Annotated in this window: 21 protein-coding genes; 14 read left to right on the plus strand and 7 right to left on the minus strand. The window is 68.4% G+C overall.

Annotated features, from left to right (window positions below; translation table 11 throughout):
• Positions 1–29 precede the first annotated feature (29 nt).
• Positions 30–605, plus strand: coding sequence for an NUDIX hydrolase family protein (locus tag AMS65_RS01080; RefSeq protein WP_053382336.1), 576 nt, complete (start codon positions 30–32; stop codon positions 603–605).
• A gap of 49 nt (positions 606–654) precedes the next feature.
• On the opposite strand, the gene AMS65_RS01085 is transcribed toward AMS65_RS01080, so the two are convergent.
• From AMS65_RS01085 to AMS65_RS20500, 3 genes are read right to left on the minus strand one after another with little or no spacing between them, the layout of a single operon-like run.
• Complete coding sequence (locus tag AMS65_RS01085) at positions 655–1,113, minus strand: SprT-like domain-containing protein (protein ID WP_053382337.1); 459 nt, start codon at positions 1,111–1,113, stop codon at positions 655–657.
• Positions 1,106–1,960, minus strand: a complete 855-nt coding sequence (locus AMS65_RS01090; protein ID WP_394324712.1) for a spermidine synthase — start codon at positions 1,958–1,960, stop codon at positions 1,106–1,108. The genes AMS65_RS01085 and AMS65_RS01090 overlap by 8 nt, the downstream gene beginning before the upstream one ends.
• Positions 1,957–2,931 carry a glutaredoxin domain-containing protein gene (locus tag AMS65_RS20500; protein WP_306455215.1) on the minus strand — a complete coding sequence of 325 codons (975 nt, stop codon included), beginning with the start codon at positions 2,929–2,931 and terminating at the stop codon, positions 1,957–1,959. Before AMS65_RS20500 ends, AMS65_RS01090 begins: the two co-directional genes overlap by 4 nt.
• Positions 2,932–3,193: 262 nt before the next feature.
• On the opposite strand from AMS65_RS20500, the gene AMS65_RS01105 reads away from it, so the two are divergent.
• Together AMS65_RS01105 and AMS65_RS01110 are read left to right on the plus strand one after the other, a co-directional pair.
• Positions 3,194–3,772: an NADPH-dependent F420 reductase gene (locus AMS65_RS01105; RefSeq protein WP_053382338.1), complete on the plus strand. Its 579-nt coding sequence runs from the start codon at positions 3,194–3,196 to the stop codon at positions 3,770–3,772.
• Between the two features lie 53 nt (positions 3,773–3,825).
• Positions 3,826–4,755, plus strand: coding sequence for a VOC family protein (locus AMS65_RS01110; protein WP_053382339.1), 930 nt, complete (start codon positions 3,826–3,828; stop codon positions 4,753–4,755).
• Between the two features lie 36 nt (positions 4,756–4,791).
• Here the strand turns inward: AMS65_RS01110 and AMS65_RS01115 are convergent, their stop codons facing one another.
• The 4 genes from AMS65_RS01115 to AMS65_RS01130 all read right to left on the minus strand — a co-directional run bounded on the left by AMS65_RS01115 (position 4,792) and on the right by AMS65_RS01130 (position 7,523).
• Positions 4,792–5,487, minus strand: a complete 696-nt coding sequence (locus AMS65_RS01115) for a DUF305 domain-containing protein (RefSeq protein WP_053382340.1) — start codon at positions 5,485–5,487, stop codon at positions 4,792–4,794.
• The gene (locus AMS65_RS01120; RefSeq protein WP_053382341.1) at positions 5,477–6,151 is read right to left on the minus strand and encodes a DUF3105 domain-containing protein; all 675 of its coding nucleotides are present in this window, start codon (positions 6,149–6,151) and stop codon (positions 5,477–5,479) included. Before AMS65_RS01120 ends, AMS65_RS01115 begins: the two co-directional genes overlap by 11 nt.
• Positions 6,152–6,239: 88 nt before the next feature.
• Entirely contained in the window at positions 6,240–6,752 is a 513-nt protein-coding gene (locus AMS65_RS01125) for a MarR family winged helix-turn-helix transcriptional regulator (RefSeq protein ID WP_075200779.1), read from the minus strand.
• Between the two features lie 96 nt (positions 6,753–6,848).
• The gene (locus AMS65_RS01130) at positions 6,849–7,523 is read right to left on the minus strand and encodes a phosphatase PAP2 family protein (protein ID WP_053382343.1); all 675 of its coding nucleotides are present in this window, start codon (positions 7,521–7,523) and stop codon (positions 6,849–6,851) included.
• 299 nt (positions 7,524–7,822) lie between these two features.
• Here AMS65_RS01130 and rpoB point away from each other — a divergent pair, with 299 nt between their 5' ends.
• From rpoB to AMS65_RS01185, 11 genes are all read left to right on the plus strand, one after another.
• Positions 7,823–11,320, plus strand: coding sequence for a DNA-directed RNA polymerase subunit beta (rpoB, locus tag AMS65_RS01135; protein WP_053382344.1), 3,498 nt, complete (start codon positions 7,823–7,825; stop codon positions 11,318–11,320).
• 109 nt (positions 11,321–11,429) lie between these two features.
• Positions 11,430–15,323 carry a DNA-directed RNA polymerase subunit beta' gene (locus AMS65_RS01140; RefSeq protein ID WP_053382345.1) on the plus strand — a complete coding sequence of 1,298 codons (3,894 nt, stop codon included), beginning with the start codon at positions 11,430–11,432 and terminating at the stop codon, positions 15,321–15,323.
• 245 nt (positions 15,324–15,568) lie between these two features.
• The gene (locus AMS65_RS01145) at positions 15,569–16,585 is read left to right on the plus strand and encodes a hypothetical protein (protein WP_053382346.1); all 1,017 of its coding nucleotides are present in this window, start codon (positions 15,569–15,571) and stop codon (positions 16,583–16,585) included.
• Positions 16,582–17,169 (plus strand): hypothetical protein, encoded by a 588-nt coding sequence (locus AMS65_RS01150; RefSeq protein ID WP_241489292.1) that lies wholly within the window; start codon positions 16,582–16,584, stop codon positions 17,167–17,169. The genes AMS65_RS01145 and AMS65_RS01150 overlap by 4 nt, the downstream gene beginning before the upstream one ends.
• 2 nt (positions 17,170–17,171) lie before the next feature.
• The gene (locus AMS65_RS01155; protein ID WP_157502009.1) at positions 17,172–17,807 is read left to right on the plus strand and encodes a spermidine/putrescine ABC transporter substrate-binding protein; all 636 of its coding nucleotides are present in this window, start codon (positions 17,172–17,174) and stop codon (positions 17,805–17,807) included.
• 316 nt (positions 17,808–18,123) lie between these two features.
• Entirely contained in the window at positions 18,124–18,495 is a 372-nt protein-coding gene (gene rpsL / locus AMS65_RS01160; RefSeq protein ID WP_017885335.1) for a 30S ribosomal protein S12, read from the plus strand.
• On the plus strand, positions 18,495–18,965 hold the full coding sequence (rpsG, locus tag AMS65_RS01165) for a 30S ribosomal protein S7 (protein WP_024356767.1): 471 nt from the start codon (positions 18,495–18,497) through the stop codon (positions 18,963–18,965). Before rpsL ends, rpsG begins: the two co-directional genes overlap by 1 nt.
• Positions 18,966–19,094: 129 nt before the next feature.
• Positions 19,095–21,215: an elongation factor G gene (fusA, locus tag AMS65_RS01170; protein WP_053382347.1), complete on the plus strand. Its 2,121-nt coding sequence runs from the start codon at positions 19,095–19,097 to the stop codon at positions 21,213–21,215.
• Positions 21,216–21,374: 159 nt separating this feature from the next.
• Positions 21,375–22,568, plus strand: coding sequence for an elongation factor Tu (tuf, locus tag AMS65_RS01175; protein WP_053382348.1), 1,194 nt, complete (start codon positions 21,375–21,377; stop codon positions 22,566–22,568).
• 443 nt (positions 22,569–23,011) lie between these two features.
• On the plus strand, positions 23,012–24,787 hold the full coding sequence (locus tag AMS65_RS01180; RefSeq protein ID WP_241489293.1) for a polysaccharide biosynthesis protein: 1,776 nt from the start codon (positions 23,012–23,014) through the stop codon (positions 24,785–24,787).
• A complete protein-coding gene (locus AMS65_RS01185; RefSeq protein ID WP_053382350.1) occupies positions 24,784–25,863 on the plus strand; it encodes an MraY family glycosyltransferase in 1,080 nt (359 codons plus the stop codon). The genes AMS65_RS01180 and AMS65_RS01185 overlap by 4 nt, the downstream gene beginning before the upstream one ends.
• Positions 25,864–26,017 lie beyond the last annotated feature (154 nt).

A 26,017-nucleotide genomic window follows, 5' to 3' on the forward strand; every position in this document is an offset into this window, starting at 1 on the left:
ACCGGCTCGGCGGGTGCAAGAATGGCTGCATGAGCATCGACACGGCCGAACTGCCGGATCCCGATGGGCCAGAGGATCGCCCCGCTCCCGCCGGGAATCCCGGCTGGCTGAGCGACGACGAGCTGCGCTTCGTGCGCGGCCGCCTGCCGGTCGTGTACGTCGAGGCGGTGCCGGTGCGCCTGGACGGCCTGGGGCAGGTCACCGAGGTCGGGCTGCTGCTGCGCAGCACCCCGGAGGGCGTGATGACGCGTGCGCTCGTCTCGGGGCGCGTGCGCTACGGGGAGACCCTGCGCGAAGCGCTGTTCCGGCACCTCGAGAACGATCTCGGACCCATGGCGTTCCCGCAGATGCCGGCCGTGCTGGTGCCGGCGCAGATCGCCGAGTACTTTCCGATGCCCGGGATCTCGCCCTACGTCGACGAGCGGCAGCACGCCGTCTCGCTCGTCTACGTCGTCCCCGTCACGGGTACCTGCAATCCCCGTCAGGACGCGCTCGAGGTGAGCTGGATGTCGCCCGAGGAGGCGCTCGCGCCCGACACCCTCGACGAGCTGCCGGGCGGTCGCGGGGCCCTGCTGCGGCAGGCGCTGTCGACGCTCGGCTGCTGAGCGCGGGGCGCCGCGCACGGCTTTCGCCGTGCGATCCGTGGGCCGCCTGCTAGGATCCGGCGCGTCTGCGCCACTCGATGACGTGGGCATCTGAGAAGCCGCGCGCGCACCGTCCGCACGACGTGATGCGGGTCGGGCGGCGGAAGCGGTAGTGCTCGTGTCCCGCGGGGCACGAGCCGATCCAGGGCGCGCGTTCGTGGGCGATATCCCCGTCGTGGGTGCGACCCCCGACGTAGCCGATCTCGGTGGCGATCCGCTTCCAGCGCGGCCCGTGCCCGGCTGATGCGCCGGCCAGGGCGTGGGCGACCTCGTGCAGCAGCACCTGGTGGATCTCGTCGTCGTCGAACTTCTCGGCCAGGTAGCGGGACACGGTGATGCGGCGCTCGGTGTAGTTGCAGAGCCCGGCGCGGCGCTTGGCGTGGTCGAAACCGAAGCTCCACTCGGCCGGATCGAGGTGCAGCCGGATGAGGGCCTCCGCCCAGACGCGCACGCGCGCGAGCTCAGCCACGCTCGAACAGTTCGCGCGCGGGGGCGGGCGAGTCCACGGCACTCGCATCGGTGACGGGCTTCGCGCCGCGCAGCAGCTCCTCGAACTCGCGCCCCGCGAGCATGCGCGCCGGGTGCGGCCCGCCCGCGAGCAGACGCGGCAGCCAGTCGAGGGAGCCGTGTCGATCGGCCGATGCCACGAACACCACGTTGCCGAATCGGCGCCCCTTGAGCACCTGGGGCTCCGCGATCGCGGCCACCTCCGGGAACAGGCTCGCGAGCGTGGCCGCCTGCCCGCGGACGAACGGCAGCCCCTGGCCGTCGGCGGCGTTGACGACGACCACGCCGTCGGGGGCGAGCAGCGGTCGCACCAGTTCGTAGAACTCCACGCTCGACACGTGCGCCGGGGTGCGGGCCCCCGCGAAGATGTCGACGACCACGAGGTCCATCGCGCCGCGCATGCCCTCGGGAAGCCGCGCCAGCACTTCGCGCGCGTCGCCGCGCCGCACCCGGATGCTCGCGCGCTTCGGCAGGGGAGCCGCTTCGCGCACGAGATCGACCAGTCCGCCCTCGAGCTCGACGACCTGCTGCCGGCTGCCCGGGCGGGTGGTCTCGATGTAGCGCGGCAGGGTGAACGCGCCGCCGCCGAGGTGGAGCGCCGAGATCGGCTGCCAGGGCTGCCGGAACAGGTCGATGACGTGCCCGATGCGCCGGATGTACTCGAAGAACAGTTCGGAGGGGTCGCGCAGGTTGACGTGGGACTGCGGTGTGCCGTCGACGACGAGCTGCACCGCTCCCGGGACCCAGCGATCCTCCTCGATCTCGGCGGTGAGGCCCGAGCTCAGGGTGATCGGGTCGGGCAGGATCACGCCGGCGACTCCGCCCCGGGGACGAGCCGGAGCTCCTCGATCTTGCGCAGCATGTCGGCGTTGGACGGCTCGACCTGGTGGCTGCGATCCGGGTACAGGATCACCGGGATGTTGGTGCGGCCGCTGATGTCGTGCGCCACGTCGGCCGCAGCGGGATCCTGGACGAGGTCGATGTAGGTGTAGGGCGCTCCCGCGCGATCGAAGACGAGCTTGGCCCGGCGGCAGTCGCCGCACCAGTCGGCGCCGAAGATGATCGTTCCGGTTGCCGCGTCCGCCGTCGCTGGCGCGGTGTTCGTTCCCTCGGATTCCATGGCATCCGACTCTACGCCATCGGACGGCGCACGGGAGGCGCGATCCGGATCGGCCGGGCAGGCGCGATCGGCCGGGGGCGCGGGATCGGCTGCGCAGTCGACGGCCTCCGGGTCCGATGCAGGCAGCGGTTCCGGATCCGCCGCGCACGAGCCGGGCGGTCCCGAGGATTCGTCGGGTGCGACGTCCCATGCGCCGCCGCGACGCTCGGGATCGAGGCTGCCGAGTACGGCGTAGGCGAGATCGGCGAGGCCGGACACGCCGTCTCCGGGGAGCGTCGCGAGGCCGTCGAGGATCAGCTCGCGCACGGCCGCCGCGTAGAGATCGTGCGAGAGCTCGTGGGTCTCGGCGCCGCGCGCGGTGAGCACGGCGTTCGTGGCGCGCCCGTCCTTCTCGCAGGGCGCGCGCTCGATCAGGCCGCGGCGCTCGAGCGACGAGGCGACGCGCGAGATGCGGGGGAGCGAGGCGTTGGTCTTGGCCGCGAGCGCGCTCAGCCGCAGGCGGTGCCCGTCGCTCTCGGCGAGCCTCTCGAGCAGGGTGTACTCGAAGGCGGTGATCCCGATGGGCCCGAGCCGCTTGTCGAGGGCCGCCGGCAGCAGCTCGAGGAGAGCGTGCAATCGCGCAACGGCGACACGTTCAGGGCGGGAGAGATGGGCGGTCATACCGCCATTCTAGCAATTTAGTTGCATTCGCAAGTAAAGTGTGTCTATTATTTAGTTGTACCTACAAGCAACAGCCGTCGGCGATGGATCTCCGTCATTCCGAGCACTGCGACTCGCAAGCTCGCTCAGCACAGGCTCCGCCGCAGAACCTATGACATGGACGCTGCGACTCGTGAACCCGCGCAGGATGACTCTGGGGGACCTGTCGTCGGAGGTGCTCGCACCCTCCGGGTGGGGCGAATCAGATGAGGAGACCAGGAACATGACCGCATACACGATCTTCGGCACCGGCAACATGGCGGGGGCTATCGGGGGTGTGCTCGCCGCGGGCGGTGCATCCGTCGAGCACATCTCGCATGAGCAGGGAGCCGGCGCGACCGTGACCGGGGACGTGGTCGTGCTCGCGGTCCCGTATCCCGCGGTCGCCGAGATCCTCGGCGCGTACGCCGATCAGCTCGAGGGCAGGGTCGTGGTGGACATCACGAATCCGCTGAACTTCGAGACCTTCGACGAGCTCGTCGTGCCCGCCGGCGGCTCCGCCGCGGCCGAGATCCAGCGCGCGCTCCCCGGTGCGCGCGTGCTCAAGGCCTTCAACACCAACTTCGCGGCGACCCTCGCCTCCGGCCGAGTCGGCGAGAGCGCGACGACCGTGCTCCTCGCGGGCGATGACGCCGAGGCCAAGGCGGCGCTGATCGCCGGGGTCGCGGCGGGCGGACTCCGCGCGATCGATGCGGGATCGCTCAAGCGCGCGCACGAGCTCGAGGCCGTCGGCTTCCTGCAGCTCACCCTGGCGGCGAGTGAGAAGATCTCCTGGACCGGCGGTTTCGCGGTCAACGACTGAGCGCGCCGGATCGCTCGCACCCCCCCCATACAATCACCCTGAAAGGCACGGACATGTCCTCAGATACCGCACCGGTCTCCGACCGCACGCTCTCCGCCGGCCTCGTCATGGACGCGGTCAGCCTCCGCGTCGGGGATCTCGGAACGATGAGCTCCTACTACGAGAACGCGCTCGCGCTCGTGCCGATCGAGGAGCGTCCGATCGGCCGTGAGGTGCATCGAGTGCTCGGTCGGGGAACCACCCCGATGGTCCGGCTCGTCCACACGCCGGACCTGCCCGAGGTCAATCCGCGCGACGCCGGGCTGTTCCACACGGCGTTCCTCTTCGACGACGCCGCGAGTCTGGCGGCGACGGTCTACCGCGCCGCGCAGGACCCGCGCAGCAGATTCAGCGGTTCGAGCGATCACCTCGTCAGCGAGGCGTTCTACTTCACCGACCCCGAGGGCAACGGGATCGAGCTCTACGTCGACCGCCCCCGCGAGGCCTGGAGCTACGAGAACGGTGAGCTGCAGATGGACACGCGGTATCTCGATCCCAACGCCTATCTCGCCGCGCACCTCGACGAGGCCGTGCTGGCGAACGCGGAGCGGCAGTCAGCGAGTGTCGGCCACGTCCACCTGCAGGTGGGGGACGTCGCCCACGCTCGCGACTTCTACGTCGGGGCGCTCGGTTTCGAGGCGACGGTGGCCGGGTACCCGGGGGCGCTCTTCGCCTCGGCGGGCGGATATCACCACCACGTCGCGATGAACACCTGGAACAGCCGGGGCGCCGGTCCGCGGGCCGCGCGCCTCGGGCTCGGCGACGTGGCGATCGCGCTGCCCGCCCGTGAGGACCTCGACGCGCTCGCCGCGCGGCTGCGCGGCCGCGGAATCGCGTTCGCCGATACGGGTCGCTCGATCGTCGTCGACGATCCCTGGGGGACTCAGGTCACGCTGTCGCTGCCCGCCGAGACGGCGGAGGAGCTGCTCGCGGGCGAGCGCTGAGGTCGCGCCGCAGGGGCGGGGCGCAATCGAGCCCGATCACGGGTCGGTGCGCCCCTCCGGCGCGGTGCCTCGCCGCTCCGAGAGCAGGCGCTCCATGAGCCGGATCTCGCTCTCCTGGGAAGTGATGACGCTGCGGGCGAGATCGTCCACCGACCGGGTCGAGCTGCGATCCAGCACGGCCTCGGCCATGTCCACGCCGCCGGCGTGGTGCGCGATCATCAGCTCGAGGAAACGGCGCTCGGCCTCCACTCCGGAGGCCGAGCGCAGTTCATCGAGCTGCTCCCGGGTCGCCATGCCGGGCATGGTGCTCGGGATCTCGGCCGGAGCGGCGGCGGGCTCCCCGCTCCCGTGCTCGTGCCCGTTCGCCTGCGCCGCTGCAGGGCGGTGCATCCAGGTCATCGGGGGCTCGGGCGATGCCTGCGGGAGGCCCCAGACCGCGAGCCAGCCGAACATCTGTCCGCTCTGCCGGGCTTGCGCGGTGGCGATGTCGTAGGCGAGCAGCCGGATCTCCTCGTCATCCGTGCGATCCCGCACGATCATCGACATCTCCACCGCCTGGTCGTGGTGCATCTGCATGTCGCGGGCGAAGCCGGCCTCCGCGCTGCGGGTGCCCGGAGCCGCGTCGACGGGTGCGGTGACCCGGCCGACGATGAGCGACACCGCGACGAGCAGCAGCGCGATGGTGGTCGCGACGAGGGCGGTCAGGCCCGGGTGCCGTCGGCTATGCGACACGCCCGGATCCTTCGAGTGCGCCCGCGCAGGACGCACCCGGCTCGGGTGCGGAGGGGGACTTCCAGTACTTGTCGATGAACCGGCCGAGCCGCTCGTCGTCCGCGCCGTCCAACGCGATCTGAGCGCCCCACGCCGAGGCGACGATCGGCGACGGCAGGCCCGGATAGGGCGAGAGGATCGTGTAGGTGTTCGGAATGGCGTTGCGGAGCGCGTCGACCTCCGCCTCGGTGGTGGACTCGGGGTCGTAGGTCACCCAGACGGCCCCGTGCTCGAGCGAGTGGACCGCGTTCTCGTCGGGCTGCGGCTCCTCGTAGACGCCGCAGTTCAGCCAGAACTGGGAGTGGTCGCCACCCGCGGGCGGATTCATGCCGTACTGGGCCTCGTAGTCGACGGGGTTGGGATCGATGTGGTTCGCGGTGATGCCCGGGAACTCCTGCAGTCCCGGGATCGTGATGTCCTGCGGCCGTTCGGAGCGCGCGCCGGTGACGACGAAGGTCGTGATCAGGCCGAGCACGGCGGCTCCGCCGACGATCGCGCTCGCGATCCCGATCCGCCGATTCCGTCTGTGCGCGGCCTGCTCGCGCTGGTACGCGGCGACCTTCTCGGCGCGCTGCGCCTTTCGCTGCTCCTTGAGCGACTGCTTCCGGCCAGGTGTCTTCGTCATGGATTCTCCCGCTCGATCCCGAATAACTTGTTGCAACAATCATTCGGGGCGAGGCTGGGAAAGCGCTCGACCGGAGGCGTGTCAGCCGTCAGTCATCGGCCCGCTGCCGAGTCGATGCGGGATCGGCGCCGCGCTGCGCCGCGTCGGCGGTGAGGCGCGGCTCGATCGCAGCCGTGATGCCGGCCAGCGCGTCGATCTGATCCGGGGAGAGCGCGTCGATGACGAGGCTGCGCACCAGTTCGATGTGTCCCGGGATGGCATGGATGAGCTTCTGGCGGCCCTTCGTGACCAGCCGTACGTCCGTCGCCCTCCGATCGGTGGGGCGGGGCGTCCGCTCGATGAATCCGCGCTGCTCGAGCCGCGAGCACACGTGCGAGAGTCGGGGGAGGGTGGAGTCGGTGCTCCGCGCCAGCTCCGTCATGCCCATGACGGGTTCTGACGCCGTGTACAGGGTCGACAGCACGGAGAACTCGAAGTGCGTCACGCCGGAGTCGCGCAGCAACTGGGCGTTGAGGGCGTTGGGCAGGAGCTGGAGCACGGTGATGAGGCCGAGCCAGGCCTTCGCCTCGCGCTCGTCCATCCTGGGAACGGTGGTCTGCATCCCCCCATTCCATCACCATCGGCGGTGCTGCGGGGGCGGTGGGCGCGGACTCGACGCGATCGTCTTCGTGGAGTTCGGCCGCTGCGGCCATGGGTGTCAGCGGGGCGACACGTCCGGCCGGCGTGCCGGGCCGAACCAGATCCGGCGCACGATGATGGCGACGCAGAGCCCCAGCAGCGCTCCGGCGAGCGTGTCGCTCAACCAGTGCACGTGCAGCGCCGTGCGGCTCCACATCATGAGCAGGACCCAGCAGGCCGCCGCGATGGCAGCCCATCTCGTGGCCGCGCGGGGGAGCGTGCGGAAGCCCGCGACGACCAGCACGAGCGACACGGCCAGGGCGGCCGCGCCCATCGAGTGGCCGGAGGGATACGAGCCGCCGTGAGCGGCGTAGAGCTGGTCCCAGGGGCGCGGCCGCAGCACGAGCGCCTTGATGATCTCGGAGGCGAACACGCCGAGCAGCATCGTCGTCGCCACGGCGACGGCGTCGCGCGGCCGGCGCACCGCGAGCAGCAGGGCGGCGGCGATCGCGGTGCACGCCGCGGCGCCGATGCCGCCTCCCGCCTCCGCCAGGAATGCGGCGACGGCGTAGCCCGCGGAGCCGCGAGCCGTCCCGGCGATCCCGTGCCACCACTCGTCGATGCCGAGCGGCCCGTACGATACCAGGCGCAGGTACGCGCCGAGGGCGAGCACTGCGACGAGCCCGAGCGCGGCCCACGGCACTGCCCTGCGCAGGCGCGTCGGGGACCCGGTCGCCGGTGGTGACTTCGACATGGCTCCTACGCTAGCGGCGGCCGCTGGATATGAGCAGACCGGGTCGCCCGGTCGCCCGGTTCGCGAATAACGGGAGCAGGGAATAGGCTGGGAGCGGTTGACGATCCTGATGCGGGCTGGACAGCTGATAACGATGGTGTTACAGTTGATAGTTGCACTACGGACACCAGTATGCCTTCATATAGCGGTAGGCCCCGGGAGCTGGCGCGAAAGCGCAGATGAGCCTCGCTCGCGTGATCCGATGCAATTCTCGCAAGACCAGGTCAACCGGCCCGACGGGGCCCACGGAGGTAGTTTCCTTGGCTGCTGCGCGCAACGCATCGTCAACCACCCAACCGAAGAACGGTCGCAACCACTCGCGACTCTCCTTCGCCAAGATTTCCGACACGCTGTCGGTGCCCAATCTGCTGGCACTGCAGCTCGAGAGCTTCGACTGGCTCGTCGGCAATGACGCGTGGAAGGAACGCGTCATAGAGGCTCAGGCCGAGGGGCGCGACGACATCGCGCTGAAGAGCGGCCTCGAGGAGATCTTCGACGAGATCTCGCCGATCGAGGACAACGCCGGCACCATGCAGCTGTCGTTCGAGAACCCGATCCTCGACGAGCAGAAGTTCACCATCGAGGAGTGCAAGGAGCGCGGCAAGACCTACGCCGCCCCGCTCTACGTCGAGGCGGCGTTCTACAACACCGAGACCCAGGTGCTGAAGAGCCAGACGGTCTACATGGGCGATTTCCCCATCATGACCGACAAGGGCACCTTCATCATCAACGGCACCGAGCGCGTCATCGTGTCGCAGCTCGTGCGCAGCCCCGGCGTGTACTTCGAGCGCGCTCAGGAGAAGACGAGCGATAAGGACGTCTTCACCGCGCGCGTGATCCCGAGCCGCGGCGCATGGCTCGAGTTCGAGGTCGACAAGCGCGACCAGGTCGGCGTGCGCATCGACCGCAAGCGCAAGCAGTCGGTCACGGTGTTCCTGAAGGCGCTCGGCATGACGAGCGAGGAGATCCTCGAGGAGTTCGCCGGCTACGAGTCGATCGCGCTCACCCTCGAGAAGGACGCCATCCTCACGCAGGAGGAGGCCCTCAAGGACATCTACCGCAAGCAGCGTCCGGGCGAGCAGGTGGCCATCGAGGCCGCGCGCGCTCTGCTCGACAACAGCTACTTCAACCCCAAGCGCTACGACCTCGCGAAGGTCGGCCGGTACAAGATCAACCGCAAGCTCGGTCTCGACGCCGCCATCACCGACTCGGTGCTGTCGCTCGAGGACATCGTCGCGACCATCAAGTACCTCGTCGGCCTGCACGCGGGCACCGAGACGCTTCCCGGCGTGCGCGACGGCAAGGAGATCGAGCTCCGCCTCGACACCGACGACATCGATCACTTCGGCAACCGCCGCATCCGCGCGGTGGGCGAGCTCATCCAGAACCAGGTGCGCACCGGCCTCAGCCGCATGGAGCGCGTGGTGCGCGAGCGCATGACCACGCAGGACATCGAGGCGATCACCCCGAACACCCTGATCAACACCCGTCCCGTGCTGGCGGCGATCAAGGAGTTCTTCGGCACCTCGCAGCTGTCGCAGTTCATGGATCAGAACAACCCGCTCGCGGGCCTGACCAACAAGCGCCGCCTCTCGGCGCTGGGCCCCGGCGGCCTCTCGCGCGACCGCGCGGGCGTCGAGGTGCGCGACGTGCACCCCTCGCACTACGGCCGCATGTGCCCGATCGAGACCCCTGAAGGCCCGAACATCGGCCTGATCGGCGCCCTCGCGACCTTCGCGCGCATCAACGCCTTCGGCTTCATCGAGACCCCGTACCGCCGCATCGTCGACGGCAAGGTCACCGATCAGGTCGATTACCTGACCGCGCACGAGGAGGACGAGTACCTCATCGCGCAGGCCGGCGCACCGCTCACCGCTGACGGCCACTTCGCCGAGAAGCAGGTGCTCGCGCGCCCCCGCGGCTCCGAGGTGGTGCTGGTCGATTCCGAGCGCGTGCAGTACATGGACGTCTCGCCCCGCCAGATGGTCTCGGTGGCGACCTCGCTCATCCCGTTCCTCGAGCACGACGATGCGAACCGCGCGCTCATGGGCGCCAACATGCAGCGCCAGGCCGTGCCGCTCGTCATGAGCGAGTCGCCGGTCGTCGGCACCGGCATGGAGGGCTACGCGGCCGTCGACGCCGGCGATGTGGTCACCGCCCTGAAGTCGGGTGTGATCTCCGACGTCTCGGCCGACTTCGTCACCGTGCAGCACGACGAGGGCGGGTCGAAGACCTACTTCATGCGCAAGTTCGACCGCTCGAACCAGGGCACGAACTACAACCACCGCGTCATCGTGAAGGCCGGCGAGCGCATCGAGGCCGGCGAGGTCATCGCCGACGGCCCCGCCACCGAGAACGGTGAGCTCGCGCTCGGCAAGAACCTGCTGGTCGCGTTCATGTCGTGGGAGGGTCACAACTTCGAGGACGCGATCATCCTCAGCCAGAACCTGGTGAAGGACGACACCCTCTCCTCGATCCACATCGAGGAGTACGACATCGATGCCCGCGACACCAAGCTCGGCAAGGAGGAGATCACCCGCGATCTCCCCAACGCCAGCATGGAGGCGCTGAAGGACCTCGACGAGCGCGGCATCATCCGCATCGGTGCAGAGGTCAAGCAAGGCGACATCCTCGTCGGCAAGGTCACGCCGAAGGGCGAGACCGAGCTCTCGGCCGAGGAGCGCCTGCTCCGCGCGATCTTCAACGAGAAGAGCCGCGAGGTGCGCGATACCTCGCTGAAGGTGCCGCACGGCGTCTCAGGCACGGTCACCGCGGTCAAGGTGTTCGACGCCGAGAACGACAACGACGACGAGCTGGGCTCGGGCGTCAACCAGCGTGTGGTCGTCTACATCGCCCAGAAGCGCAAGATCACCGAGGGCGACAAGCTCGCCGGCCGCCACGGCAACAAGGGCGTCATCTCGAAGATCCTGCCCGTCGAGGACATGCCGTTCCTCGCCGACGGCACGCCGGTCGACGTGATCCTCAACCCGCTCGGCATCCCCGGTCGCATGAACTTCGGCCAGGTGCTCGAGGTTCACCTCGGCTGGATCGCCAAGCAGGGCTGGAAGATCGACGGCAGCCCCGAGTGGGCCGCCAACCTGAAGGCCGAGGCGCTCGAGGCCGCCCCGAACACCAAGGTCGCGACCCCGGTGTTCGACGGCGCGACCGAGGCGGAGATCGCCGGTCTGCTCGATTCCACGCTGGTCACGCGCGACGGCGACCGGCTCATCGACTCCAGCGGCAAGACCCGCCTCTTCGATGGTCGCTCGGGCGAGCCGTACCCGTACCCGATCTCGGTCGGCTACATGTACATCCTCAAGCTGCACCACCTGGTCGACGACAAGATCCACGCGCGCTCGACCGGCCCGTACTCGATGATCACCCAGCAGCCGCTCGGCGGTAAGGCCCAGTTCGGCGGCCAGCGCTTCGGTGAGATGGAGGTGTGGGCGCTCGAGGCCTACGGCGCCGCATACGCGCTGCAGGAGCTGCTGACCGTCAAGTCCGACGACATCCTCGGCCGCGTCAAGGTGTACGAGGCGATCGTCCGCGGCGAGAACATCCCGGAGCCGGGCGTGCCGGAGTCGTTCCGCGTGCTCATGAAGGAGATGCAGTCGCTCTGCCTGAACGTCGAGGTGCTGGGAGCCGACGGATCCGTCGTCAACCTGCGCGACAACGACGACGAGGCGCACCGCACCGCGGAAGAGCTCGGCATCAACCTGTCCACGCGCTTCGAGACCTCGTCCGTCGACGAGATCTGAGCCCGCGCGATCTCATCCTCGGATGAGATCCGAATCGATCGGCGGCCCCGCCTGAGGGCGGGGCCGCCGATCCCACAGCACAGATTTTCAGATTCTCAAGGAGAACATTTTGCTCGAGGGTACGAGTTTCAACGAGCTGCAGATCCGTCTGGCGACCGCCGACGACATCCGCAGCTGGTCGTTCGGCGAGGTCAAGAAGCCGGAGACCATCAACTACCGCACGCTGAAGCCCGAGAAGGACGGGCTCTTCGGCGAGCAGATCTTCGGCCCCAGCCGCGACTGGGAGTGCGCGTGCGGCAAGTACAAGCGCGTGCGTTACAAGGGCATCGTCTGCGAGCGATGCGGCGTCGAGGTCACCAAGTCCAGCGTGCGCCGCGAGCGCATGGGCCACATCGAGCTGGCAGCGCCCGTCACGCACATCTGGTACTTCAAGGGAGTGCCGTCGCGCCTGGGCTACCTGCTCGACATGGCGCCGAAGGATCTCGAGAAGGTCATCTACTTCGCGGCCTACATGATCATCGACATCGATGATGAGGGCCGTCACGAGGACCTGGCCGAGCTCGAGGCCGAGCTGCGTCTCGAGCTGAAGGCGCTCGAGGACCAGCGCGACATCTCGATCGCGCAGCGTCAGCAGCAGGCCGAGTCGGATCTCGCCGCGCTCGAGTCCGAGGGGGCGAAAGCCGATCAGCGCCGCCGCGCCGAGGCCTCGGCCGAGAAGGAGATGGCGGCGATCCGCAAGGGCTTCGACGATGACATCGCTCGTCTGCAGCGCGTGTGGGAGGACTTCCGCAACCTCAAGGTGGGCGACCTCAAGCCCGAGGACGCGGTGTTCGCCGACCTCATGGATCGCTACGGCGACTACTTCGAGGCGTACATGGGTGCCGAGGCGATCAAGAAGCGCCTCGAGAACTTCGATCTGGCTGCCGAGAGCGAAACCCTGCACCTGCAGATCGCCGAGGGCAAGGGCCAGAAGAAGATCCGCGCCATCAAGCGCCTGAAGGTCGTCAGCTCGTTCCTCGCCACCGGTGCGAGCCCGGCCGCGATGGTGCTCGACGTGGTGCCGGTGATCCCGCCGGAGCTGCGCCCGATGGTGCAGCTCGACGGCGGCCGCTTCGCGACCTCAGATCTCAACGACCTCTACCGTCGTGTGATCAACCGCAACAACCGTCTGCGCCGGCTGCTCGATCTCGGCGCGCCCGAGATCATCGTGAACAACGAGAAGCGCATGCTGCAGGAGGCCGTCGACGCGCTGTTCGACAACGGCCGCCGTGGTCGCCCGGTCACGGGCACCGGCAACCGCGCCCTGAAGTCGCTCAGCGACATGCTCAAGGGCAAGCAGGGCCGCTTCCGTCAGAACCTGCTGGGCAAGCGCGTCGACTACTCCGGCCGTTCGGTCATCGTGGTCGGCCCGCAGCTCAAGCTGCACCAGTGCGGCCTGCCCAAGCAGATGGCGCTCGAGCTGTTCAAGCCGTTCGTGATCAAGCGCCTCATGGATCTGTCGCACGCGCAGAACGTGAAGGCCGCGAAGCGCATGGTGGAGCGCGCGCGCTCCGAGGTGTGGGACGTGCTCGAGGAGATCATCCGCGAGCGCCCCGTGCTGCTGAACCGCGCGCCGACCCTGCACCGTCTCGGCATCCAGGCGTTCGAGCCGCAGCTCGTCGAGGGCAAGGCGATCCAGCTGCACCCGCTCGTCTGCGCCGCGTTCAACGCCGACTTCGACGGCGACCAGATGGCGGTGCACCTGCCGCTCTCGGTCGAGGCTCAGGCCGAGGCCCGCGTGCTCATGCTCGCCTCGAACAACATTCTGAAGCCGTCGGACGGCCGTCCGGTGACCCTGCCCTCGCAGGACATGATCATCGGTCTGCATCACCTCACCACCATCAAGCCCGAGGCACCCGGCACCGGCCGCGCGTTCGGCTCGGTGGCCGAGGCGATCCTCGCCATGGATGAGGGCTCGCTCGACCTGGGTGCTCAGGCGAAGATCCGTCTCACCGGTTACACCGATGCGGACGGCGTCACGCACGAGAAGCCCGTGCTCGTCGAGACCTCGCTCGGCCGCGCCATCTTCAACGAGGCGCTGCCGGTCGACTACCCCTACTTCGAGCGGGTCGCCGACAAGGGCAGCCTCTCCGGCCTGGTCAACGACCTGGCCGAGCGCTACCCGAAGGTGGAGGTCGCCGCGACCCTCGACCGCATCAAGGACGCGGGCTTCTACTGGGCCTCGCGCTCGGGCGTGACCGTGGCGCTCTCGGACATCGTGACCCCGTCCAACAAGGGCGAGATCATCGCGGAGCACGAGAAGCGCGCCGCCAAGGTGCAGCGCGATTACGACCGCGGCATGATCAGCAACGTGGATCGCCGCAAGGCGCTCACCGAGATCTGGACCGAGGCCACCGACGAGGTCGCCGCGGCCATGCGCGAGTCGTTCCCGGCCGACAACACCATCTTCCGCATGGTGTCGTCCGGTGCGCGAGGCAACTGGCTGCAGATCCGCAACATCGCCGGTATGCGCGGTCTCGTGTCGAACCCGAAGGGCGAGATCATCCCGCGTCCGATCATCAACTCGTACCGCGAGGGGCTGTCGGTGGCGGAGTACTTCATCGCGACCCACGGTGCGCGCAAGGGCCTCGCCGATACCGCGCTGCGTACGGCCGACTCGGGTTACCTGACCCGTCGTCTGGTCGACGTCTCGCAGGACGTCATCATCCGCGAGGAGGACTGCAGCACCCGCCGCGGCCTCGACCTGGTGATCGCAGCGGTCGACGCGAACGGCGTGCTGGTGCGCGACGAGAACGTCGAGAACTCGGTGTACGCCCGTACGCTCGCGGCTGACGCCCTGTCGCCCGAGGGCGCCGTGGTCGCTACCGCGGGCGAGGACGTGGGCGATGTGCTCATCGAGAAGCTCGTGGCGGCCGGCGTGACCGAGATCAAGGTGCGCTCCGTGCTCACCTGCGAGTCGGCGGTCGGCGTCTGCGCCACCTGCTACGGTCGTTCGCTGGCCACGGGTCAGCGCGTCGACATCGGCGAGGCGGTCGGCATCATCGCCGCGCAGTCGATCGGCGAGCCGGGCACGCAGCTCACGATGCGTACCTTCCACACCGGTGGTTCGGCCTCGGCCGACGACATCACGCAGGGTCTGCCCCGCGTGCAGGAGCTCTTCGAGGCGCGTACCCCCAAGGGTGCGTCGCCCATCGCGGAGGCCGCCGGTCGGGTCACGATCGAGGACACGCCGAAGGGCCGCTCGATCCTCCTCACGCCGGACGACGGCACCGAGGAGAAGGCGTACCCCGTGCTGAAGCGCGCCACGCTGCTGGTGGAGGACGGCGATCACGTCGAGCTCGGCCAGCCGTTCCTGCAGGGCACGCTCGACCCGAAGGACATCCTCCAGGTCGGCTCGACGGAGAACGGCAAGCACATTCCGGGTGAGCGCGCGGTGCAGAAGTACCTCGTGGAGGGCGTGCAGGGCGTCTACCGCTCGCAGGGCGTGCCGATCCACGACAAGCACATCGAGGTGATCGTGCGCCAGATGCTGCGCAAGGTGACCGTCGTGGATCACGGCGAGACCGAGCTGCTTCCGGGCGAGCTCGTGGATCGCTCGCGCTACCAGCGGATCAACCGCGAGGGCCTGCTCGAGGGCAAGCGGTCGGCGACCGCCCGCCCCGAGGTCATGGGTATCACCAAGGCCTCGCTCGCGACCGAGTCGTGGCTGTCGGCGGCCTCCTTCCAGGAGACCACCCGCGTGCTCACGCAGGCGGCGATGGAGGGCTCGCGGGATCCGCTGATCGGCCTCAAGGAGAACGTCATCATCGGTAAGCTCATCCCGGCCGGCACCGGCCTGAGCACCTACCGCGACGTCGAGGTCGAGGCGACCGAGGAGGCGAAGGCGGAGCGGTACCCGAACCGTCTCTTCGCGACCGAGGGCACCTTCGACGAGAACGACCTCTCCTTCGTGGACTTCGACAGCTTCACGGCCGACGAGTTCAACCCCGGCAACTACAGCTGATGCCGAGGCGATAGCCTCAGCGTCATCCTGCGCGCGGCGAAGCCGGTCATGCTGCGCGAGCGAAGCGAGTCGCAGTACGCAGGATCCAGGCAGGCAGAGAAAGGGCGCTCGTGCTTCGGCACGAGCGCCCTTTTTTGCGCCGTGCCGCGCGCGGGAGCGAGGGATTGTCGGTGGCGGCTTGTAGTGTGACGATGAAGTATGGTGCTCTGCAACGAGCACACCGCGCCGCTATGAGAGGTGAAGCCATGAGCGAGGACCGCGAGACCCCCGCGTCGAGAGCCGCGGAGACTCCGGAGACCCCGGGCAATCCGGGTGCCCCCGTCGAGGAGACGGAGGCGAGCCGCACCGAGGTGCTCGAGGCCGTCGAGCGTTCGAGGGGCGTCGAGGCCGATGCCGTGCAGGAGCCGGCGGTCGAGCCCGCCGTCGAGGAGACGCCGCGAGTCGTGGAGGCCCCGCAGGGGGCGGTACCGGATCCCGAGAATGCGGAGCTGGCGCGCCGTCAGGCGATCTCCGAGGTCGACACCCAGCTCAACCTCGACGTGCCGGCGGGTGACGAGGGCGGCGTCGACGATGCGCGCATCGTCGCGCTCGATGAACTGCCGAGCGCCGCAGCGACGAGCGAGCCGCCGGTGCGCGACGGCGAGATCCGCATCGGCTCCGATCACCCGATGGCCGCGCTCTACATGCAGACCCCCATGCCTCCCGAGATCAAGGGCAACCGGGGAGCCGGGGTGCTCATCGCGCTGCTCGGCACCCTCGGCTTCGCGGTGGTCTACGCGGGTGTGCTCGCTCTGTGGCTGGCTCCGACGTTCCCGCCCTCGACCTTCCTCTCAGAGGGGCTCCTGCCCTGGCTCACCTCGTGGGTCTTCATCGCGGCGGTGGGTGCATTCTTCGTCGGCCTCGCACTGCTCGTGCTCGTGCTCGGCCGTGCCGGCTGGTGGGCCTATGTGCTCGGAGGCTTCCTCGTCGGCGCGCTGGTGTGGTTCGCCGCGGCTCTCGCCGGTGTGCTCACCGGCGGTCCCTGGTCGTCGGCGGGAGACGTGGTGCCCGGATTCACCTTCGACATGGAAGGGCTGCGGGCGCTCTTCAACACGATCGGAACCACGGTTCCCGTGCTCGGTGCGGCCATCGTCGCGCGTGAGGCCACGGTCTGGTTCGGGGCATGGATCGGCGTGCGCGGACGTCGGGTGAAGCGCCGCAACGCCGATGCGCTGGCCGAGTACGAGGCGGCGCTCGCGGAAGTGCAGGCGAAGCGGCCATGAACTCCGGCTCCCGTCGCGATGTGACTCGCGGGTACGTCGGGGGCTTGATCCTGGCCGCCGTCATCGTGGCGGCCGCTCTGCTCATCGCCACGTGGGGGCTGCTGGCACTGACGCTGCAGCGGGATCCCGTCTCCAGCGACGGCGTGCCGCGATGGGTCGCTCCGATCCTCGTGCTCGTCGTGCTCGCGCTGCTCGGCGGCGCGATGTGGCAGCAGGCCCTGGTGCTGCTGCGCGGGAGGAAGACGCCTGCGTGGGGTCTCCTGGTCGCGATCGCGGGGGGCGCGTATCTGCTGTGGTGCCTCGGCGGTGCACTTGCGGGGCTCTCGCTCGACGAGACCTGGGTGAGTCCCTTCGCCGCGACACTCGCGCCCGTCTGCGCACTCGCCTTCCTGCTCTTCTGGGCGGTCCTCGCGCGCCGCGTCTACACCGATCGCCCCGTGCCGCAGTGGCCCTGGGAGCGCAGGGGAGAGGACGGTCCTGACTGGGCCGTCGGCGACGAGGACCCCTGGCGCGACGGCCCCGGCGGTTCCGAAGGGCGTGGCGACCCCGAGGATCCCGACGGCTCCGACTGGCGAGAGCGGTGATCGTGGCGGGAGCGATCGAGGAACGGGTCGACTCGGCGGTCGACGCCTGGCTGCGCTGGGTGCCGGGCTGGTCTCCCGGCACGCACCGCGGACGCGCCAGGCTGTGCCGCCGTTGCACGGGATCCCCGCTGCTCACGGCCGCGGGACTGAGCAGCGACGTGCCGCACCAGGTGACCCACGCGCTGGTGTCGAGAATGCAGCGCATCGTCGATCGGCGCGTGGACGAGTTCACCGAGCGGGAGCTGCCGACACTGCACGCCGAACTGACGGGCGCGGAGATCTGGCAGAGCGGCGGGTACGATCCTGCTGCCGGGCTCGCCCCCGAGTACGAGGGCCTCGACCCGGATCCCGAACCGGACGACGGCGAGCAGCCGTTCCTCTTCACGCTCGCGGGGCTGGCGGAGGAGACCCGTCCCGAGCCCCCGCTGCCGCGCCCGCCGCTCAGCGCTGAGGAGAAGCAGCGGCTGCGGCACGAGATCGAGCTGGCCGATCGCTGCGCAGAGGAGGCCGGCCGGGAGGTCTGCTTCGTGCTCGTGACGCACCGCCCGCGCATCCAGGCGGCGATCCAGCGGTTCATCGAGCCGCAGATCCGTGCGATGCTCGATGACCTCAGTCGTCATCTCGAGCCGCCGCAGTAATCCGGAGCCCCGCTCGGACGGCGACGCGCGTGCGCGTCGCCCGATCCATATCTTGCGCTCTGTTACGTCAGCGCGTAAAGTTGATGTTTGGTGTGCTCCAGCGTGATGAGCCGTGCCCGCACGGCGCCATCCGGGGGAGTACATCTCAGGGATCATCGCACCTCAGGGTCGATACCCCCACGGCATAGCTGCACTCGGTCTTCCGCACCTCGCTCGCGCGGTACGGGCGACAGCAGCTCCGCGTCCGCGCAAGCGGTCGCACATGCTTGACCATGAAAGCATTCCTGTCACCGTGCAGGACGAATGAGGAGAATCAGTGCCTACTATTCAGCAGCTGGTTCGCAAGGGCCGTACGCCGAAGGTCTCCAAGACCAAGGCGCCCGCCCTGAAGGCGAACCCGCAGCAGGCCGGGGTCTGCACCCGTGTCTACACCACCACGCCCAAGAAGCCGAACTCCGCGATGCGTAAGGTCGCTCGTGTGAAGCTTCGCAACGGCACCGAGGTCACCGCCTACATCCCGGGCGAGGGCCACAACCTGCAGGAGCACTCGCTGGTGCTCGTGCGCGGTGGCCGTGTCAAGGACCTCCCCGGTGTCCGTTACAAGATCGTGCGCGGCGCGCTCGACACGCAGGCGGTCAAGGATCGCCAGCAGGCTCGCAGCCGCTACGGTGCAAAGAAGGTGAAGTAATGCCCCGTAAAGGTCCTGCTCCGAAGCGCCCCGTCGTCGCCGATCCCGTCTACGGCTCGCCCGTGGTGAGCCAGCTGGTCAACAAGATCCTGCTCGACGGCAAGAAGGGTCTCGCAGAGCGCATCGTCTACGGTGCACTCGAGAACGTTGCCGAGAAGTCCGGCCAGGACGCCGTGACGGTCCTCAAGAAGGCGCTCGACAACGTGCGCCCCACCCTCGAGGTCCGTTCGCGTCGTGTCGGCGGCAGCACCTACCAGGTGCCCGTCGAGGTCAAGCCGCACCGCGCGAACACGCTCGCGCTGCGCTGGCTGACCAGCTACGCGAAGGCCCGTCGTGAGAACACGATGACCGATCGCCTCACCAACGAGATCCTCGACGCGTCCAACGGCCTCGGTGCCGCTGTGAAGCGTCGTGAGGACACTCACAAGATGGCCGAGTCGAACCGCGCGTTCGCTCACTACCGCTGGTAGAAGCTATCGCTCGTTGAGCGAGCGGAGCGAGTCGAAACGCTCTTCGAGGATTCGACTCGCTCCGCTCGCTCGACCTGCGGGGTACGCCCCGCGACCCCCAACTTCCACCCCCATACGGAGGAGACCCCTGTGGCACAAGACGTGCTCACCGACCTGAGCAAGGTCCGCAACATCGGCATCATGGCCCACATCGATGCCGGCAAGACCACCACCACCGAGCGCATCCTGTTCTACACGGGTGTCAACCACAAGCTGGGCGAGACCCACGACGGCGCTTCGACCACGGACTGGATGGAGCAGGAGAAGGAACGCGGCATCACCATCACCAGCGCCGCGGTGACCTGCTTCTGGAACAAGAACCAGATCAACATCATCGACACCCCCGGTCACGTCGACTTCACCGTCGAGGTGGAGCGCTCGCTGCGCGTGCTCGACGGTGCCGTCGCGGTGTTCGACGGCAAGGAGGGCGTCGAGCCCCAGTCGGAGACCGTGTGGCGTCAGGCCGACAAGTACGGCGTGCCCCGCATCTGCTTCGTCAACAAGATGGACAAGATGGGTGCCGACTTCTACTTCACGGTCGACACCATCGTCAACCGTCTCGGTGCGAAGCCGCTCGTGATGCAGCTGCCCATCGGTTCCGAGGCCGACTTCACCGGCGTCGTCGACCTGCTCTCGATGAAGGCCTTCGTCTGGGAAGGCGACGCCAAGGGCGACGTCACGCTCGGCGCGAACTACGAGACGCAGGAGATCCCCGCCGACCTTCAGGCTCGGGCCGAAGAGTACCGCGCCAAGCTCGTCGAGACGGTCGCCGAGACCGACGACGCGCTGCTCGAGAAGTTCTTCGGCGGCGAGGAGCTCACCATCGACGAGCTCAAGACCGGCATCCGCAAGCTCGTCGTGAACAACGAGATCTACCCGGTCTACTGCGGCTCGGCGTTCAAGAACCGCGGCATCCAGCCGATGCTCGACGCGGTCGTCGACTTCCTGCCGAACCCGCTCGACGTGGGAGCCATCGAGGCGCACGACCCGCGCGACGAGTCGGTCGTCATCGAGCGTCGTCCCGCGGCGGACGAGCCGTTCTCGGCGCTCGCGTTCAAGATCGCGGTGCACCCCTTCTTCGGTCGTCTCACCTACGTGCGCGTCTACTCGGGTCAGATCCCCTCGGGCTCTCAGGTCATCAACTCGACCAAGGGCCGCAAGGAGCGCATCGGCAAGATCTTCCAGATGCACGCCAACAAGGAGATCCCGGTCGACGAGCTCACCGCGGGCAACATCTACGCCGTGATCGGCCTGAAGGATACGACCACGGGTGACACCCTGTCGGATCCGAACAACCAGGTCGTTCTCGAGTCGATGACCTTCCCCGAGCCCGTGATCGAGGTGGCCATCGAGCCCAAGACCAAGGGCGACCAGGAGAAGCTCGGCGTCGCGATCCAGAAGCTCGCCGAAGAGGACCCCACGTTCCGCGTGAGCCTCAACGCCGAGACAGGCCAGACCGTCATCGCCGGCATGGGCGAGCTGCACCTCGACATTCTCGTCGACCGCATGAAGCGCGAGTTCAAGGTCGAGGCCAACGTGGGCAAGCCCCAGGTGGCCTACCGCGAGACGATCCGTCGCGAGGTTCCGAAGTACGACTACACCCACAAGAAGCAGACCGGTGGTTCCGGTCAGTTCGCGAAGGTGCAGATCGCGCTCGCGCCGCTCATCGATGATGAGGAAAACGACAAGACGTACCTCTTCGAGGACAAGGTGACCGGCGGCCGCGTGCCCCGCGAGTACATCCCCTCGGTCGACGCCGGCATCCAGGACGCCATGCAGTACGGCATCCTCGCGGGCTTCCCGGTCGTCAACGTCAAGGCGACGCTGCTCGACGGTCAGTACCACGACGTCGACTCCTCGGAGATGGCGTTCAAGATCGCCGGTTCGATGGCCTTCAAGGAGGCCGCCCGCCTGGCGCAGCCCGTCCTGCTCGAGCCGATGATGGCCGTCGAGGTGCGCACGCCCGAGGAGTACATGGGCGACGTCATCGGCGACCTGAACTCCCGTCGCGGGCAGATCCAGGCGATGGAGGACGCCAGCGGCGTCAAGGTCGTGCGCGCACTCGTGCCGCTCTCCGAGATGTTCGGGTACATCGGCGATCTGCGGTCGAAGACCAGCGGTCGCGCGGTGTTCTCGATGACCTTCGACTCCTACGCAGAGGTGCCGAAGGCCGTGGCCGATGAGATCGTTCAGAAGGCTAAGGGCGAGTAAACCCCGCCCGGAGGCCGACGGCGGGCATCGTCCGCCGTCGGCCGCACCGCTCAGGTCGCGATCGCAGACCAGAGCTTGTAACATAAGTACACACCCCGTACTCGTGCCCTCCGAAACCGTCGGAGGGGGAGGGTACTCGACGTCCTGAGGAGGACCATAGTGGCGAAGGCCAAGTTCGAGCGGACCAAGCCGCACGTGAACATCGGAACGATCGGTCACGTCGACCACGGTAAGACCACCCTTACCGCGGCGATCTCGAAGACGCTTGCCGACAAGTACCCGTCGGATACCAACGTCCAGCGCGACTTCGACACGATCGACTCGGCTCCGGAGGAGCGCCAGCGCGGCATCACCATCAACATCTCGCACGTCGAGTACGAGACCCCGAAGCGTCACTACGCTCACGTTGATGCCCCCGGTCACGCCGACTACATCAAGAACATGATCACCGGTGCTGCTCAGATGGACGGCGCGATCCTCGTGGTCGCCGCCACCGACGGCATGATGGCGCAGACCAAGGAGCACATCCTGCTCGCCAAGCAGGTCGGCGTTCCCTACCTGCTCGTCGCACTCAACAAGAGCGACATGGTCGACGACGAGGAGATCCTCGAGCTCGTCGAGATGGAGGTCCGCGAGGAGCTCTCCAAGCAGGGCTACCCGGGCGACGACGTCCCCGTGGTCCGCGTTTCGGGCTACGAGGCGCTGCAGGGCAACGAGAAGTGGGTCAACGCCGTTCTCGAGCTCATGGAGGCCGTCGACGACTCGATCCCCGATCCCGTGCGTGACAAGGACAAGCCGTTCCTCATGCCCGTCGAGGACGTCTTCACGATCACCGGCCGCGGCACCGTGGTCACCGGCCGCGCCGAGCGCGGCACGCTGAAGATCAACTCCGAGGTCGAGATCGTGGGTCTGCGTCCGACGCAGAAGACCACCGTCACCGGCATCGAGATGTTCCACAAGCAGCTCGACGAGGCCTGGGCCGGCGAGAACTGCGGCCTCCTCCTCCGCGGTACCAAGCGCGAAGAGGTCGAGCGCGGTCAGGTCGTGGTCGCACCCGGTTCGATCACCCCGCACACCAAGTTCGAGGGCACCGCCTACATCCTCAAGAAGGAAGAGGGCGGCCGTCACAACCCGTTCGAGACGAACTACCGTCCGCAGTTCTACTTCCGTACGACTGACGTGACCGGTGTCATCACCCTGCCCGAGGACAAGCCGATGGTCATGCCCGGCGACACCACCGACATGGTCGTTGAGCTGATCCAGCCCATCGCCATGGAAGAGGGCCTCGGCTTCGCGATCCGTGAGGGTGGCCGCACCGTCGGCGCCGGCACGGTGACCAAGGTCGTCGAGTAAGTCTGAAGCTGCTCGGCAAGGCGACTTGCTGAAGAACCCCCGGGAGTGATCCCGGGGGTTCTTCGTGTCTCCGGGGCGGTCTGCCGGGCCGTGCTCGACCGTCCGTTCCTCGCCCCCGCTCTGCCCTGCTCGACCCTGCCCCACACGTCCCACCTGCCTCACCGAGCCCACCCCGCCGAACCGACCCCGCCGAACCGACCCCACCGAGCCCACCCCGCCGCGCTGTCCCTACGCGCGTCAGTAGTTGTCGCCAAAACCGAGGCGAGGCAGCAACTACTGACGCGCGTAGAAGTGGGCAGGAGGGGTAGCGAGTCGGCGGGGGCTACCGGCGCGGGGCGGGCTTCGGGAGCACGCGGAGCGGTATCCTCGAATATGATCCCGGCCGGGGTCGAAGCCGTCCATGGAGCGAGGGAGGCCGAGTGCCACAGACCGTCGGAGCGCGTATGGCCCACTTCGCACGCCAGTACGGGCTGCTGTTCCTGCTCGATGCCGCGGCCTGGGCGCTGGGCATCCTCGCGGCGCTCGTGCTGCGCTTCGACTTCAACCTCTCCCGTATCCATCCCGGGTGGACGCTCGCGGTGATCGGGGTCACGGTCGCGCTGCAGCTCATCGCCGGCTGGCTGTTCTGGCTGTACCGCAACCGCTACGAGGTGGGCAGCTTCGACGAGGTGCGCGCGCTGGTGCTCGACATCACGGCCGTGATGGTGGTCGCGTGGGTGTTCGCCTACCTGGTCGGATACGGCAACGGTATTCCCCGCAGCACGCTGATCATCGCGGCGCCGATCACATTCAGCCTCATGGGCGTGGCGCGCTACGTCTACCGCCTGTACAACGAGCGGCAGCTCAAGCCCGGCGATGAGGCCGAGCGCACGCTGCTCTACGGCGCGGGCTACCTCGGTGTGCAGACCGCGAAGCGCCTGCTCACCGACGCCAAGGGGTCGGCGCTCCCCGTGGGCTTCATCGACGACGACCCGACCAAGCGGCACCAGGAGGTGCGCGGGGTGCGGGTGCTCGGCTCGCTCGAGGATCTGCCCCGGATCGCGGGCGAGACCCGCGCCACCCGGCTCATCGTGTGCATCGGCGATGCCGACACGGGGCTGATGCGCCGAGTCGACGAGGCTGCGGATCGCGCGGGCATGACGGCGATGGTGCTGCCCCCGCTCGAGCAGATCCTGCAGAACGCATCGGTCATCTCCAACGTGCGCGAGCTCTCGATCGAGGACCTGATCGGCCGCCACCCCGTGCGGCTCGAGACCGAGTCGATCGCGGAGTACCTCCAGGACAAGCGCGTGCTGGTGACGGGGGCCGGAGGATCGATCGGGTCGGAGCTCTGCCGACAGTTGGCGCGCTTCGCCCCGCGTGAGCTGATCATGCTGGATCGCGACGAGACCGCGCTGCAGGAGAGCCAGCTCTCCATCAGCGGGCACGGACTGCTCGACACGAACGACGTGGTGCTGGCCGATATCCGCGACGAGGTCACGCTGACGCGGATCTTCACCGAGCGCAGGCCCGAGGTCGTGTTCCACGCCGCGGCGCTCAAGCACCTGCCGATGCTCGAGCAGTACCCGGACGAGGCCTGGAAGACCAACGTGCTCGGCACGCTCAACGTGCTGCGCGCCGCCGAGGCCGCGAACGTCAGCACCTTCGTGAACATCTCCACCGACAAGGCGGCGAATCCCACGAGCGTGCTGGGCCACTCGAAGCGCGTCGCCGAAAAGCTCACCGCGTGGATGGCCGAGCGCACCGGGCAGCGGTACCTCTCGGTGCGCTTCGGCAATGTCATCGGCAGTCGGGGTTCGATGCTGCCGACGTTCCGCAAGCTCATCGAGGCGGGCGGGCCGATCACGGTCACGCACCCGGATGTGACCCGCTACTTCATGACGATCCCGGAGGCCTGTCAGCTCGTGGTGCAGGCGGGCGGCATCGGGCGCCGGGGGGAGGTGCTGATCCTCGACATGGGGGAGCCGGTGCTGATCCTCGACGTGGCCAGGCGCATGATCGCCCAGTCGGGCAAGGACATCGAGATCGTGTTCACCGGCCTGCGGCACGGGGAGAAGCTGCACGAGGAGCTGGTGGGCGAGGGCGAGGGCGACGAGCGTCCCTTCCACCCGAAGATCTCGCACGCGCACGTCGACACGATCTCTCCCGAGGTACTGGATCACGAGGGATGGGTCGCCCGCATGGATCTGACCGAGGCCGCTGAGGAGCGGGTGCAGTGAGCGCGCTGTTCCTCGGGGTGTTCGCGGGTGTGCTGACGCTCGGGCTGAGCCTCGCGCTGCCCTTCGCGGTGAAGCCGCTGCTGATGCGGCTGGGCATCATGGACGTGCCCAACGAGCGCTCCTCGCACGAGCGCCCGGTGCTGCGCGGACTGGGCCTCGCGGTGCTCATCGCAATGGCGTGCGGCGGTTCGCTCGCGACCGCGCTCGCGCTCGTGAGTGCGCCCGCGGATCCCGGGTGGGGCTTCCTGCTCGCGGTCGGCGCGGGATCCCTCGCGGCCGGCCTGCTGGGGCTGCGCGAGGATCTCAAGGGCCTGAGCGTGACGGTGCGCAGCGGGATCCTGCTCGGGATCGCCGCGGTCTCCTCCGTGGCGCTGCTCTGGATCTCGCATCGCGGCCCCGGCGGGGCGTCCTTCGGGTGGCGGCTCGGCATCGACGTACCGCAGGCGCCCTGGTGGACGCTGATCCTGCTGGCCGTGTACGGGATCCTCTTCATCTCGAGCTACATCAACGTCGCCAACTTCATGGACGGCCTCAACGGCATCAGCGGATTCCACGGTGTGATCGCGGGCGGCGCGTTCGCGGCGGCGGGATGGCTGCTCGGCACGAGCTGGTTGTTCGTCGCCGGGATCGTGCTCGCGGCGGGATTCGCGGGCTTCCTGCCCTGGAACCTCACGAAGCCGGGGGCCTTCCTCGGCGACGTGGGCAGCTACCTGCTCGGGGGAGCGACGGCGATCATCAGCTTCGCCGCCTTCGCGGACGGTGTGCCGCTCCTCGCCGCGATCGGGCCGATGGTCGTCTACTTCGGAGACGTCGGCGTGACGCTCGTGAAACGGGTGCGCGCCGGCAAGCGATGGGACGAGCCGCACAAGGAGCACACCTACCAGCGCATCCAGCAGATGGGGTACTCGCACGTGCAGGCCTCGGCCATGGCTGCCGGGTGCACGCTGCTCGCCTCGCTGCTCGGCCTGGCCTCGCTCTTCACCGGTCTGCTCGGCACCCTGGCGCTGCTCGCCGGCGGCCTCGTCGTGCTCGCCATCTACCTGCTGCTGCCGCGTCTGCTTCCGGCCCGCGCCTGACCGCCGCTGATTGAGCGCAGCGCAGCGGAGTCGAAATCGAGGATCCTTCCCGGGTTTCGACTCCGCTTGCTGCGCAAGATCCGCTCAACCGGCGAGACCTGGTCATCCTGCGCGAGCGGAGCGAGTCGCAGGATCCACGTGGGAATTTGGTCAT

This window comes from Leucobacter celer subsp. astrifaciens, assembly GCF_001273835.1.
GTDB lineage: Bacteria > Actinomycetota > Actinomycetes > Actinomycetales > Microbacteriaceae > Leucobacter > Leucobacter celer.